This is a genomic window from Methylobacterium sp. HMF5984 (genome assembly GCF_045033435.1).
Taxonomy (GTDB): Bacteria; Pseudomonadota; Alphaproteobacteria; order Rhizobiales; family Beijerinckiaceae; genus Methylobacterium.
This window is the reverse complement of sequence record NZ_JBJFLN010000001.1, coordinates 1,684,657-1,697,165: the sequence shown is the minus strand read 5'-3', so window position 1 is coordinate 1,697,165 and position 12,509 is coordinate 1,684,657. Positions and strand designations below refer to the sequence as shown.

Annotated in this window: 12 protein-coding genes; 7 read left to right on the top strand and 5 right to left on the bottom strand. The window is 71.3% G+C overall.

Going from position 1 to position 12,509, the window contains the following annotated elements; translation table 11 throughout:
- Nucleotides 1-13: 13 nt before the first annotated feature.
- The 3 genes from eda to ACFZ8E_RS08050 form a co-directional block, all read right to left on the bottom strand.
- Entirely contained in the window at nucleotides 14-628 is a 615-nt protein-coding gene (eda, locus tag ACFZ8E_RS08060) for a bifunctional 4-hydroxy-2-oxoglutarate aldolase/2-dehydro-3-deoxy-phosphogluconate aldolase (RefSeq protein ID WP_405042550.1), read from the bottom strand.
- Nucleotides 629-650: 22 nt separating this feature from the next.
- Nucleotides 651-2,474, bottom strand: a complete 1,824-nt coding sequence (gene edd / locus ACFZ8E_RS08055; RefSeq protein ID WP_147725396.1) for a phosphogluconate dehydratase — start codon at nucleotides 2,472-2,474, stop codon at nucleotides 651-653.
- A gap of 160 nt (nucleotides 2,475-2,634) precedes the next feature.
- A complete protein-coding gene (locus ACFZ8E_RS08050) occupies nucleotides 2,635-3,744 on the bottom strand; it encodes a type II asparaginase (RefSeq protein WP_405042549.1) in 1,110 nt (369 codons plus the stop codon).
- A 178-nt stretch (nucleotides 3,745-3,922) separates the two neighbouring features.
- On the opposite strand from ACFZ8E_RS08050, the gene ACFZ8E_RS08045 reads away from it, so the two are divergent.
- Complete coding sequence (locus ACFZ8E_RS08045) at nucleotides 3,923-4,138, top strand: hypothetical protein (RefSeq protein WP_147725394.1); 216 nt, start codon at nucleotides 3,923-3,925, stop codon at nucleotides 4,136-4,138.
- A 139-nt stretch (nucleotides 4,139-4,277) separates the two neighbouring features.
- Nucleotides 4,278-4,526 (top strand): hypothetical protein, encoded by a 249-nt coding sequence (locus tag ACFZ8E_RS08040; RefSeq protein WP_147725393.1) that lies wholly within the window; start codon nucleotides 4,278-4,280, stop codon nucleotides 4,524-4,526.
- A gap of 21 nt (nucleotides 4,527-4,547) precedes the next feature.
- Here the strand turns inward: ACFZ8E_RS08040 and ACFZ8E_RS08035 are convergent, their stop codons facing one another.
- Together ACFZ8E_RS08035 and ACFZ8E_RS08030 are read right to left on the bottom strand one after the other, a co-directional pair.
- Nucleotides 4,548-4,823: a hypothetical protein gene (locus ACFZ8E_RS08035; protein ID WP_243987088.1), complete on the bottom strand. Its 276-nt coding sequence runs from the start codon at nucleotides 4,821-4,823 to the stop codon at nucleotides 4,548-4,550.
- Between the two features lie 9 nt (nucleotides 4,824-4,832).
- The gene (locus ACFZ8E_RS08030; RefSeq protein WP_405042548.1) at nucleotides 4,833-5,723 is read right to left on the bottom strand and encodes a DNA/RNA non-specific endonuclease; all 891 of its coding nucleotides are present in this window, start codon (nucleotides 5,721-5,723) and stop codon (nucleotides 4,833-4,835) included.
- 543 nt (nucleotides 5,724-6,266) lie between these two features.
- Here ACFZ8E_RS08030 and dxs point away from each other — a divergent pair.
- From dxs to hpnE, 5 genes are all read left to right on the top strand, one after another.
- A complete protein-coding gene (gene dxs, locus ACFZ8E_RS08025; protein WP_405042547.1) occupies nucleotides 6,267-8,210 on the top strand; it encodes a 1-deoxy-D-xylulose-5-phosphate synthase in 1,944 nt (647 codons plus the stop codon).
- A 144-nt stretch (nucleotides 8,211-8,354) separates the two neighbouring features.
- Nucleotides 8,355-9,395 (top strand): hopanoid-associated sugar epimerase, encoded by a 1,041-nt coding sequence (gene hpnA / locus ACFZ8E_RS08020; RefSeq protein ID WP_147842112.1) that lies wholly within the window; start codon nucleotides 8,355-8,357, stop codon nucleotides 9,393-9,395.
- Nucleotides 9,392-10,291 carry a squalene synthase HpnC gene (gene hpnC / locus ACFZ8E_RS08015; protein ID WP_405042546.1) on the top strand — a complete coding sequence of 300 codons (900 nt, stop codon included), beginning with the start codon at nucleotides 9,392-9,394 and terminating at the stop codon, nucleotides 10,289-10,291. Before hpnA ends, hpnC begins: the two co-directional genes overlap by 4 nt.
- Complete coding sequence (hpnD, locus tag ACFZ8E_RS08010) at nucleotides 10,288-11,139, top strand: presqualene diphosphate synthase HpnD (RefSeq protein ID WP_405042545.1); 852 nt, start codon at nucleotides 10,288-10,290, stop codon at nucleotides 11,137-11,139. Before hpnC ends, hpnD begins: the two co-directional genes overlap by 4 nt.
- Nucleotides 11,139-12,425, top strand: coding sequence for a hydroxysqualene dehydroxylase HpnE (gene hpnE / locus ACFZ8E_RS08005; protein WP_405042544.1), 1,287 nt, complete (start codon nucleotides 11,139-11,141; stop codon nucleotides 12,423-12,425). The genes hpnD and hpnE overlap by 1 nt, the downstream gene beginning before the upstream one ends.
- The last annotated feature ends 84 nt before the right edge of the window (nucleotides 12,426-12,509 follow it).

Here is a 12,509-nt window from a genome sequence, read left to right as displayed (position 1 = left end):
CGTTTTCGTGCGCCTAGCGCCGCAGGCCGGTCGCCGCCAGGGCGGCCTTGCGGATCGCGTCCACGTCCGGCGCGCCGGGCTTCACGACCCAGCTTCCGCCGACGCAGAGAACCGCGTCGAGCGCGAGCCAGTCCGGCGCCGTCGCCTCGGAGATGCCGCCGGTAGGGCAGAACCGGACCTGCCCGAACGGGGCGGCCAGCGCCTTCAGCGCCTTGATCCCGCCGGACGCTTCCGCCGGGAAGAACTTGAACCGGTCGAGCCCGTGGTCGAGCCCGCGCATGATGTCGGCGGCATTCGCCACCCCCGGCAGGTAGGGGATGCCGCGCTTCAACGCCGCCTCGGTGAGCGGCGCGGTGAGGCCGGGGCTGACGATGAACGTCGCACCAGCTTCGATCGCCGCGTCGAGGTCGCGCTCGTTGAGGACTGTTCCCGCCCCGACCACCGCGCCTTCCACCCGCGACATCGCGCGGATCACGTCGAGGGCGGCCGGCGTGCGGAGCGTGACCTCGAGCGCGGTCAGGCCGCCCTCGACCAGGGCTCGGGCGATCGGCTCGGCATGCTCGACGTCCTCGATCACGAGGACGGGGATCACGGGGACGGAGCGCATCAGCGCGTCGATGCCGGTCATGGTTGGATCTCCCGTTTCGTGATCAGAGGCCGGCGGCCGCGAGCATCGCCGAGGCGCCCTGCTCGGCCCCGTCGGCGCCGTGACGCATGAAGGCGAACAGCTCCCGCCCGGTCCCGGTGGCCGGCGGCGGCGCCGCGGCCTCGTCGCGGGCGGCGAGTTCCGCGTCGTCGACGAGCACCTGCAGCAGCCCTTCCTCCGCGCTGAGCCGCACGATGTCGCCGTCGCGGATCTTCGCGATGAGGCCGCCGCCGAGCGCCTCCGGGCTGAGATGGATCGCCGCCGGCACCTTGCCCGACGCACCCGACATCCGGCCGTCCGTGACCAGGGCGACCTTGTGGCCGCGGTCCTGCAGCACGCCGAGCTGCGGCGTGAGCTTGTGCAGTTCCGGCATCCCGTTGGCGCGGGGGCCCTGGAAGCGAACCACAACAACGACGTCGCGCTCGAGCTCGCCCGCCTTGAACGCCTTCAGCACGTCGTCCTGGTCGTCGAAGACGCGGGCCGGCGCCTCGATCGTGCGACGGTGCTCGTCCACGGCGCTGGTCTTGAAGGTGGCGCGGCCGAGGTTTCCCTTCACCAGGCGCATCCCGCCATCGGCCTGGAACGGCGCGGCGGGCTTGCGCAGCATCGTGTCGTCGAGGCTCTCGGGCACTGCCTCCTCGAAGGTCAGCGCGTCGCCCGACAGCTTCGGGTCGCGGGCGTGGTCGCGCAGGCGCGAACCGGACACGGTGAGGATGTCGTCGTGCAGCAGGCCGGCATCGATCAGGCTCGCCATCACGAAGCTCATCCCGCCGGCGGCGTGGAAGTGGTTCACGTCGCCCGAGCCGTTCGGATAGACCCGGGCGATCAGCGGCACCACACCGGACAGCCGGTCGAAATCCTCCCAGTCGAGAACGATGCCGGCGGCACGCGCCATCGCCGGCAGGTGGATCGCGTGGTTGGTCGAGCCGCCGGTGGCGAGCAGCCCGACCACCGCGTTGACGATCGCCTTCTCGTCGATGCAGCGCCCGAGCGGCCGGTAGTCGTTGCCCGACGCGCCGATCTCCGACAGCCGGTGGATCGCGGCGCGAGTCACGGCCTGTCGCAGCTTGGTGCCCGGATTGATGAACGAGGCGCCGGGCATGTGCAGGCCCATCACGTCCATCATCATCTGATTGGAGTTCGCGGTGCCGTAGAACGTGCAGGTGCCGGCCCCGTGATAGGAGGCGGATTCCGATTCCAGCAGCTCCTCGCGCCCGACCTTGCCCTCGGCGTAGAGCTGGCGGATGCGCTGCTTCTCCTTGTTGGCGATCCCCGTCGGCATCGGCCCGGCCGGGATCAGGATCGTCGGCAGGTGGCCGAAGCGCAGCGCGCCGATGATCAGGCCCGGCACGATCTTGTCGCAGATGCCGAGCAGGGCGGCCCCGTCGAACATGCCGTGGCTGAGCGCGACCGCCGCCGACAGGGCGATGGCGTCGCGCGAGAACAGCGACAGCTCCATGCCGCGCTGGCCTTGGGTGACGCCGTCGCACATCGCCGGCGTGCCGCCCGCGACCTGCGCCGTCGCGCCGACCTCGCGGGCGAACAGCTTGATCTGCTCGGGGTAGCGTCCGTAGGGCTGATGCGCCGACAGCATGTCGTTGTAGGCGGTGACGATGCCGATGTTCATCGCGCGGCCGGAGCGGATCGCGGCCTTGTCCTCGCCGGAGGCCGCGAAGCCGTGGGCGAGGTTGCCGCAGGCCAGCGTCGGCCGGTGCACGCCCGAATCCCGCTCGCGCCGGATGAGGTCGAGATAGGCGGCCCGCGAGTCGCGCGAGCGCTCGACGATGCGGGCCGTCACCGCCGCGACCACCGGATGAATCTCTGTCATCGCATGCCCTCTCGACGGCTCGGAGCCGAAGCGCTCCGAGACCGTCCTGTCCGTGGTCGGGCTCGGGTGAGCCGACCGTGATGCGAACGTCTAGGCCCGCTGCCCGACCGTAAGATGGCGGCGACGGGCAAGACGGCAGGGGAAGCCGGAGCGTCGAGCCTCAGTACTGCCAGAAGATCCGTTGCAGTTCCTTGGTGTCGCTGGTCTTGGTCAGCGCGACCGCCGCGAGGATCTTCGCCTTCTGCGGGTTCAGGTCGTGCGCGACGACCCAGTCGTAGGTGTCGTCGGGCTGCTCGGCGTTGCGCAGCACGAACCCGTCGGGCACCCGCGACGAGCGGATGATCAGCGTGCCCTTGGCGCGGATGTCCTTCAGCGTGTCGACGAGATAGCCCGGCACCGAGCCGTTTCCGGTGCCGGCATTGACGATTGCCTTGGCGCCGGCATCGACCGCGGCCTTGTAGGCGCCGGGGAACATGTTGCCCGAGCCGTAGACGATCGCCACCAGCGGCAGGCTGTCGATCGTGTCGATGTCGAACTCGGAGCTGGTGCCGTGGCGCTTGTCGAGGCTGCGGAAGAAGTAGGTCTTGCCCTCGACCACCATGCCGAGCGAGCCCCACTGGCTGAAGAACGCGCTCGGCACGATGTTGGTGCGCTTGGTGGCGTCGCGACCGGACTGGATCTGGTCGTTCATCGTCACCGTCACGCCCTTGCCGATCGCCTCCTTGCTGCCGGCGACCGCGACCGCGTCGAGCAGGTTGAGCGCGCCGTCGGCGGAGATGGCGGTGGACGGGCGCATCGAGCCGACGACGACGATCGGCTTGTCGGTCTTCACCACGAGGTTGAGGAACAGCGACGTCTCCTCCAGCGTGTCCGTGCCGTGGGTGACGACCACGCCGTCCACGTCGCTCTGCTTGACGAGCTGCGAGACGCGCTTGGCCAGCTGCACCAGCTGCGCGTCGGTGAAGCTCTCGGAGGCGATCTGGAAGACCTGCTCGCCGCGGACGTTGGCGATGGCCGACATCTGCGGCACCGCCGCGATCAGCTTCTCGACGCCGACCTTGGCCGCCTGGTAGGTCGCGCTGTTGGCGGTATCCGCGCCGGCGCCGGCGATGGTGCCGCCGGTGGCCAGGATCACCACGTTGGGCTTGCCGACCTTCGCCTCGACCGCCGCGTCGGGCATCTCGCGCGCGATCGCCGCCCCCGGCAGCGACAGGCTCGCCAGGAGAACGGCCGCGACCGCGGTACACCGGCTGGATCTGACAGACAGCATCGACAATCCTTCGTCATGACCGCCGCGGCGCGGCGTGCCGGCCGCATGGTAGGCCGGCCGTCCTACGAGGCAAGAACGAAGCCGCTCGCCGAAGCGTCGCCCTCGCCGAACCGTCATGCCGGATCGTTCCGCGAGCTTGAGCGTTTCCTGGAAGCATTCGTCCGGAAGAGGCGCCCCCATGCTGACCTTCGCCAGCCTTCTGGAAGACGTGAAGGGCAACGCGCCCGCCCGTGCAGCGATGTCGCTTCTCGACGCGGCGCTCGCGCGTCGCACGTCGGACGAGCAGGGCGCCTTCTGGCGTGCGATCGACCTGTATTACGTGTCGCGCAAGGCGCCGGGCGCCGAGCCGCAAGCGACGGAGGCGGGCCCCTCTCCCACCACGCAGGCCCCGTGACGATCGGGCCTCGTCCGGCGAGACCGAGGGGTTGATCTCCGGCGGGGCTTGCGCGGCGGTCCCGCTCCGGCCGATCACGCGCACGGCGCGGCACTGCCGGGCCTTCGTGCCACCGCGATCCACAACAGTCAGGAACCCCATGTCCGAACCCGACGACGAGCCCCTCGACGCCGTCTCCCGCCTCTACGCGAAGATGCTGGCGATGGAGATCGTGATGGGCGTGCTGATCGGGCGCCTGTCGGAGGAGGACCCCGAGGTTCGAGAGGATGTGAAGCGCGACGTCGCGGTGCTCCTGGCCGACATGCCGATCGACGGGGCGAGCGAGGAGCTGATCGCCGCCGAGGTCCGCCGCGCTGCCGAGGCGCTGACGAGCGTGCGGATCGCCTGAGCGAGCGGATCGCCGTCGCCGTCAGGCGAAAGGGTTCTTCACGATGGTCGGTTCCGTCGCCGATTCGGCGACCCTGCCCGGCAGGTCCGCCGCCTCGAGCGACGCGACGATCGCGTCGACCGTGGCCTTGAGCGCACGCGCCTGGGCCAGGCCCGCCGCGTCCCGCGTCAGGTCGAGGGAGCCGTGGAGCGCGATCGTCTCCGGGCCGTTCTCGAACGCGAGCGCCCCGATGGTCCTCACCGCGGCCCCGTCGGCGAAGGGCTCGAAGGCGGCCTCGCCGTCCTTGGATTTCTTCATGGCTGATCCTCAGAAGATCGCGCGGAGCAGTTGCCGCAGCGCACGGTGCAGCGCGCGCACGGCCTCGTGGCCGAGCCAGTCCTGCCAGGTCTGCTCCCGTCCGCGGGGACGATGGTTGGCGATGTCGTCGCGGGAATAGGCGCGCGGCTCCGGTAGGGTCATCGCCGAGGCCTTCTGGCCCGGCGGCAGCGACGGGAAGGCGTCGATCCCGGCGATGGTGCGGAGCGCAGCGAGGGACACCGACTGGAAGGTCCCGCTGCCGTCGTTCGGCGCGAGCCAGGCACCGCCCTCCCCGGCCACCGGATCGTAGATCGCCTTGAACATCTGCGTCGGCACCAGCACCCGGCCGTTGATCGAGGCGAGCCCGTCGCCCGCGTAGACCGGCCCGGTCACGACGAAGAGCTGCCCGCGCCGGGTCGCGAGCCGGCGGGTGCTCTCCTCGATCGCGGCCCACAGGCTCCGGTTCAGCACGCGATCCTGCGGCACGATGTTGGCGAGGCTGAAGGATTGCGCCTGAGCCTCGCCGGTCGGCATGTCGCCGGCCGGCGCGAGGTGGCCGCGGTCGAAGCCGCTGCGGACGTAGTCGTCGAGCCGCGCGCGGTCGTCCGGCGGGACGCGGTCCTCGTCGTGGAAGGCGTCGATCCGCTCCACCAGCCGCGCCGCCGCGACGCTCGCTCGCGTCAGGTGCTCCGCGGCGTAGAGCGGCGTTCGCGCCACGCCGGAATGCAGCACCGCGTAGGCATCGAAGCACAGGGCCAGCGTCCTGGGGGCGAGCTTCGGGTTAGTCAGTTCCGGCGCTCGGCCGTCGGCGAACAGCGCCGGGCAGGCGTCCGACGACCGCGCCGCGCCGCATCCGAGCAGGAGGACGACGGCGGCGAGGCGAGCCGGCTTCAGGAGCACGTGCGGACCCTTCGCGGGCCCGACGGCGTCGGGCGCTCGCGCCACGCGCACGGCCGCCCGAGCGTCCCCTCGAACGGGCGCACGTCGCGGTCGGGCCCACCCGGCACGGTCCGCGGCGGGCAATCCCCGAGATAGGCACACGCGAACGTGAAGTCCCCGTCGACCGGGCGGGGATCGGCCTCGGCTCCGGTGCTGAAGACGATGGTGAGAATGGTCAGGATTCCGGGCAGCACAATGCGGAGCGACGCGGGCCTCATGTGGCAGCGAAGGCACGAAACCGGGAAAAGGGAGGGATGAAACATTGATTGGATCCCACAAGGTCCGTAATTGGCACTATCATGACAGCGGCCGTACCAACGTTCCCGCGAGCGGGCGACGGCGAATTCGGTCGAGGCGTGGTCGGAACGACCCCGTCGTCACACGAGAGGCGGACCGCGTGCCGGTCGCCTCGGATCGACGCGGCCTGCCACGGATGCCTTTCGGGCCGGACGTCATAAGCGAGCGAGTGGTTCATTGACACCTCAAGAAAACGCCCCCTCGATTTTGGACGGTTTGTCCGAGACGTCCGCGTTGCGGTTGCTTCCGGAGAGCGATCTCCGGGCGGTGGCGGACGCGGTTCGCTCGGAGATGATCGAGGCCGTGTCGGTGACGGGCGGTCATCTCGGGTCGGGGCTCGGGGTGGTCGAGCTGACGGTGGCGCTGCACCACGTGTTCGACACGCCCGACGACCGGATCGTGTGGGACGTCGGGCACCAGGCGTATCCGCACAAGATCCTGACCGGGCGGCGCGAGCGGATGCGGACGCTGCGCCAGGGCGGCGGGTTGTCGGGCTTCACCAAGCGCTCGGAGAGCGAATACGACCCGTTCGGGGCGGCGCATTCCTCGACCTCGATCTCGGCCGCCTTGGGCATGGCGGTGGCGCGCGACCTGCACGCGGCCTCGGCGAAGGCCAAGGGCCACGCCGAGCCCAAGCGCCGCAACATGATCGCGGTGATCGGGGACGGCTCGATGTCGGCGGGCATGGCCTACGAGGCGATGAACAACGCCGGCGCGCTGCATTCGCGGCTGATCGTGATCCTGAACGACAACGACATGTCGATCGCGCCGCCCGTGGGCGCGATGTCGGCCTACCTGGCGCGGCTGGCGTCGGGCGGGGCGTACCGGGGCCTGCGCGAGACCGCCAAGCAGCTCGGCAAGCTGCTGCCGAAGGCGATCTACCAGCGGGCGGCGCAGGCCGAGGAGTTCGCCCGCGGGCTGATCGTCGGCTCGGGCACGATGTTCGAGGAGATGGGCTTCCACTACGTCGGTCCGGTGGACGGGCACAACCTCGACCACCTGCTGCCGGTGCTGAAGAACGTGCGCGACTCGGAGCAGGGCCCGATCCTGCTGCACGTGGTGACGCAGAAGGGCAAGGGCTACGCGCCGGCGGAGGCGTCGGCCGACCGCTACCACGGCGTGGTGAAGTTCGACGTGCTGTCGGGCGTGCAGACCAAGGCCAAGGCCAACGCCCCGGCCTACACGCGGGTGTTCGGCGAGAGCCTGATCAAGGCGGCGGATGCCGACGACAAGGTGGTGGCGATCACAGCGGCGATGCCGGGCGGCACCGGGATCGACCTGTTCGGCAAGGCGCATCCGGACCGGACCTTCGACGTCGGGATCGCCGAGCAGCACGCGGTGACGTTCGCCGGCGGCCTGGCGACGGAGGGCTACAAGCCGTTCGTGGCGATCTACTCGACCTTCCTGCAGCGAGCCTACGACCAGGTGATCCACGACGTGGCGCTGCAGAACCTGCCGGTGCGCTTCGCGCTGGACCGGGCGGGGCTGGTGGGGGCCGACGGGGCGACGCATGCGGGGGCGTTCGACTTGGCGTACCTGTGCTGCCTGCCGAACATGACGGTGATGGCGGCGGCCGACGAGGCCGAGCTGGTGCACATGGTGGCGACCTGCCACGCGCACGACGACGGCCCGATCGCGCTGCGCTACCCGCGCGGCGAGGGGGTGGGCGTCGAGATGCCGGAGGTGGGCGTTCCGCTGGCGATCGGCCGGGGCCGGATCGTGACGCGGCCCGAGGGCGCGCGGGTGGCGCTGCTGTCGCTGGGCACGCGTCTGTCCGAGGCGCTGAAGGCGGCCGAGACGCTGGAGGCGGCCGGCATCGCGGTGACGGTGGCGGATGCGCGCTTCGCCAAGCCGCTGGACGAGGCGCTGATCCTGGACCTGGCGGCGAGCCACGAGGTTCTGATCACGCTGGAGGAGGGCTCGCGCGGCGGCTTCGGGGCGCAGGTGCTGCACCTGCTGACCGAGCGCGGCGTGCTCGACGCGATGCGGCTGCGGGTGCGCACGATGACCCTGCCCGACAGCTACCAGGACCACGACAGCCCGGACAAGATGTACGCCGAGGCCGGCCTCGACGCCGCCAGCATCGTCCGGAAGGTCGAGGACATCCTCCCCGAGCGTCAGGAAGGGCGTTCGCGTCTCCGCCTCGCTTGAGGGTGTCGTCGCGCGCCACGATCCGGGCCGCCTGTGCCCCGGATCGCCTTGTCGTGCACGTCATTCGATGACAAAAGCCGGCTTGCTGCGGTGCGATGCCCAAAACGAAGGCATCGCCCGCGTTCCCGTGACGATTCGAGCGTGATGGCAGAGGCGACCCCAAGCGGTTCTTCCGACCTCGGCCCGGTGCTGATCACCGGCGCGAGCGGCTTTCTCGGGCCGGCCCTGGTCGACGTGTTCCGCAACGCCGGATTTCCGGTGCGCATCATGGTGCGCGCCACGAGCCCGCGCACGAACCTGACCTGGTCCGACGTCGAGGTCGTCGAGGGCGACATGCGCGACCCGGAGGCCTGCGCGGCCGCGATGCGGGGCCAGCGCTACCTGATCCACGCCGCCGCCGACTATCGGCTCTGGGCGCCGGACATGGAGGAGATCGTCCGGACCAACCGCGACGGCACCCGCAACCTGATGCGCGCCGCCCTCGAGGCGCGCGTCGAGCGCGTAGTCTATACGTCCAGCGTCGCCACCATCAAGCCGCCGGACGACGGCGTCACGCCCTCGGACGAGACGCGGCCGCTGACGCCCGAGACCGCCATCGGCGCCTACAAGCGCAGCAAGGTCGTGGCCGAGCGCGTGGTCGACGCGATGGTGGCCGGCAGCGGACTGCCCGCGGTGATCGTCAACCCGTCGACGCCGATCGGCCCGCGCGACGTCAAGCCGACGCCGACCGGGCGCATCATCCAGGAGGCGGCGCTCGGCAAGATGCCGGCCTTCGTCGACACCGGCCTCAACCTCGCCCACGTCGACGACGTGGCCGCCGGCCACCTGCTCGCCCTGCGCAGGGGGCGGATCGGCGAGAAGTACATCCTCGGCGGCGAGAACGTGCTGCTCTCGCAGATGCTCGGCGACATCGCCCGCATGGTCGGCCGCAAGCCCCCGACGGTGAACCTGCCGCGGGCCGTGGTCTATCCGATCGCCTTCGTCTCCGAGCAGATGGCGCGCATCACCGGCAAGCAGCCCTTCGCCACGATCGACGGCATCCGCATGTCGCGCTACCGGATGTTCTTCTCCGACGCGAAGGCGCGGGCCGAGCTCGGCTACGCCGCCCGCCCCTACCGGGAGGGGCTGTCCGACGCGATCGACTGGTTCCGCGGCGCGGGATACCTGCCGGGAGCCCAGCGATGAGCGCATCCGGCACCGCCACGGAGCTGCGCTCGGGCAAGGGCGCGAACGACGAGAACTTCCCCGTCGCCTCGCACCTGATCCATCCGAAGAATCGCGGCGCGATCCTCGCGTTCTATGATTTCGTCCGCGCCGGCGACGACGTCGCCGACCATGCCGCGCTGTCGCCCGAGCGCAAGCTCGTGCTTCTCGACGGTCTCGCCGACGCCCTGACCGGCGCGGGGGCCGCCGACCCGGAGGCCGAGCCGCTCAAGCGCGAGCTCGCCGCCCGCGGGCTGCCGCCGCGCCACGCCCTTGAGCTGCTCGACGCGTTCCGGATGGATGCGCGCAAGAACCGCTACGCCGACTGGGACGAGCTGATCCATTACTGCCGCTACTCGGCGATGCCGGTCGGCCGCTACGTCCTCGACGTGCACGGCGAGGATCCCGCCCGGGTCTGGGCCGCCTCGGACGCAATCTGCGCAGCGCTCCAGATCGTCAACCATCTCCAGGATTGCGGCAAGGATTTCCGCACTCTCGACCGGGTCTACATCCCGCAGGACGCGCTCGATCGGCACGGCGCCACCGTCGCCATGCTGGGAGCCGCCAGGGCGACGCCGCAATTGCGCGCGGTCATCCGCGACTTGGCCGAGCGGACGCTGGGCCTGCTCGACGCGGGCAAGGTGCTGCCGGACCTGATCGACGACCTGCGCCTGTCGCTGGAGATCGCGGCGATCCACCGGCTCGCCGTCGTCCTCGCCCGCGGGCTGCTCGATCGCGATCCGCTCTCGGAGAAGGTCCATCACGGCAAGGCCGGTTTCGCGTTGACGGCGCTCGGCGGCATCGGCGCGACGCTGGCCCGACGGCCGTTCCGAGGCCGCATCGTCCGCGCGGCGCCGCAGGGCAAGGCTTACCTATGACCGTCACCGCCACCGCGACGGCCCTGCCCGCCGACGAGGCCCCGGCCCTGCCGGCGGCCGGCTCGTCGTTCTACACCGCGATGCGCCTGCTGCCGAAGGAGCGGCGCGAGGCGATGTACGCCGTCTACGCGTTCTGCCGTGCGGTCGACGACGTCGCCGACGACGGCGGCGCGGCCGACCTGCGCGCGGCCGAGCTCGACCGCTGGCGCGCCGACATCGACGGGCTCTATGCCGGCAGGCCCGCGGCGCGCGTGCGCGACCTCGTGGTTCCGGTGCAGCGCTACGACCTCAAGCGGGAAGACTTCCACGCCGTGATCGACGGCATGGCGATGGACGCGTTCGAGGACATCGTCGCGCCCGACGCGGCGACCCTCGACCTCTACTGCGACCGGGTCGCCAGCGCCGTCGGGCGCCTGTCCGTGCGGATCTTCGGCATGCCGGAGGCGCTCGGCATCGAGCTCGCCTGGCACGAGGGCCGGGCGCTGCAGCTCACCAACATCCTGCGCGACATCGACGAGGATGCCGAGCGCGGCCGGCTCTACCTGCCGCGGGAAAGGCTCGCCGCGATCGGCCTGACCGATCCGACGCCGCACGCGGCGATCACGCATCCGCGCATCGGCGAGGTCTGCGCCGCGCTCGCGGCGGAGGCCGAGGCGCATTACGCCGCGACCTGGGCGATCGTCGCCAAGAGCCCGCGCAAGCCGACCAAGGCGGCCCGCCTGATGGCGGCGGCCTACCGGCTCTACCTCGTCGCGCTGCTCAAGCGCGGCTGGGCGATGCCGCGGGCGCGGGTGAAGCCGAGGAAGCTCGCCCTCGTCGCCGTGGCGCTTCGGCACGGGATCGTCTGATGGCGACGGTCCACGTCGTCGGTGCCGGGCTCGCGGGCCTGTCGGCCGCGGTGTCGCTGGCGGAGCGCGGGGCGCGCGTCGTCGTGCACGAGGCGGCCAAGCAGGCCGGCGGCCGCTGCCGGTCGTACTACGACCCGACGCTCGGTCTCGAGCTCGACAACGGCAATCACCTGCTGCTGTCGGGCAACGCCGACGCCCTCGAGTTCCTGAAGCGCGTCGGCGCGCCGGACGACGCGCTGACCGGCCCGGACGAGGCCGCCTTCCCGTTCGCCGACCTGAAGACCGGCGAGCGCTGGACCCTTCGCCCGAATGCGGGCCGGGTGCCGTGGTGGGTGCTGAGCAAGGCGCGCCGCGTGCCGGGCAGCCGTGCGCGCGACTACCTCGCGCCGCTCGGCATCCTGCGGGCGGCAGCCGGCAAGGCGGACGGCGCCGGCGGGACGATCGGCGCCAGCATGGCCTGCGAGGGCGCGCTCTACGACCGGCTCTGGCATCCGGTCCTGCTGGCGGCGCTGAACACCGAGGTCGCCGAGAGCGATGTCGGGCTGGCCGCCAAGATTCTCCGCGAGACGCTGGGCGCCGGCGGGGCGGCTTGCCGCCCGCTGGTCGCGGTGAAGGGCCTGTCCTACGCCTTCGTCGACCCGGCGCTGCGGTACCTCGCATCCCGCGACGCCTCCGTCCGCTTCGGCCGGCGCCTGCGCGGGTTGGTCCTCGGCACGGCCGGCGTCGAGCGGCTCGACTTCGCCGACGGGGCGGTCGACGTGGCGGCCGACGATTCGGTGGTGCTGGCCCTGCCGCCCTGGGTCGCCTCCGAGATGCTGCCCGGCCTGTCAGCGCCGAAGGCGTTCCGCTCGATCGTCAACGCCCATTTCAAGATGGTGCCGAAGGCAGGCTCGCCGCTGATCCTCGGCATGGTGAACTCGCTGACCGAATGGCTGTTCGCCTATCCCGACCGCTATTCGGTGACGATCAGCGGCGCTGACCGGCTACTCGACGTGCCGCGCGAAGACTTGGCCAAGCAGATCTGGGCCGAGATCGCGACCGTGGCCGACCTTGCCCCGGAACTGCCAAGCTGGCAGATCGTCAAGGAGAAGCGCGCGACCTTCGCCGCGACGCCGGCCGAAGCCGCGCGCCGCGCCGGCGCGGAGACGGCGTGGTCGAACCTCGTGCTCGCAGGCGACTGGACGGCCACCGGGCTTCCCTCGACGATCGAGGGGTCGATCCGCTCGGGCAAGACGGCCGCCCTCGCCCTGTCGTGCGATCCGGCACGCACGCGCGGCGCCGCATGAGGCAGGACCGAGACGAGCATGCGTTCGGACCGGCGACGGGCCGGTACGGCCCATGCGTAGGCAGGACGAGACGGGCGAGCCGTG

Excerpts from the sequence above, each read along its gene's own strand:
- ACFZ8E_RS08050 (WP_405042549.1), bottom strand. The coding sequence starts at position 3,744 with ATGCTGTCTGTCAGATCCAGCCGGTGTACCGCGGTCGCGGCCGTTCTC.
- edd (WP_147725396.1), bottom strand. The coding sequence starts at position 2,474 with ATGACAGAGATTCATCCGGTGGTCGCGGCGGTGACGGCCCGCATCGTC.
- hpnA (WP_147842112.1), top strand. The coding sequence starts at position 8,355 with ATGGCAGAGGCGACCCCAAGCGGTTCTTCCGACCTCGGCCCGGTGCTG.
- hpnC (WP_405042546.1), top strand. The coding sequence starts at position 9,392 with ATGAGCGCATCCGGCACCGCCACGGAGCTGCGCTCGGGCAAGGGCGCG.
- ACFZ8E_RS08045 (WP_147725394.1), top strand. The coding sequence starts at position 3,923 with ATGCTGACCTTCGCCAGCCTTCTGGAAGACGTGAAGGGCAACGCGCCC.
- hpnE (WP_405042544.1), top strand. The coding sequence starts at position 11,139 with ATGGCGACGGTCCACGTCGTCGGTGCCGGGCTCGCGGGCCTGTCGGCC.
- ACFZ8E_RS08040 (WP_147725393.1), top strand. The coding sequence starts at position 4,278 with ATGTCCGAACCCGACGACGAGCCCCTCGACGCCGTCTCCCGCCTCTAC.
- ACFZ8E_RS08035 (WP_243987088.1), bottom strand. The coding sequence starts at position 4,823 with ATGAAGAAATCCAAGGACGGCGAGGCCGCCTTCGAGCCCTTCGCCGAC.
- hpnD (WP_405042545.1), top strand. The coding sequence starts at position 10,288 with ATGACCGTCACCGCCACCGCGACGGCCCTGCCCGCCGACGAGGCCCCG.
- eda (WP_405042550.1), bottom strand. The coding sequence starts at position 628 with ATGACCGGCATCGACGCGCTGATGCGCTCCGTCCCCGTGATCCCCGTC.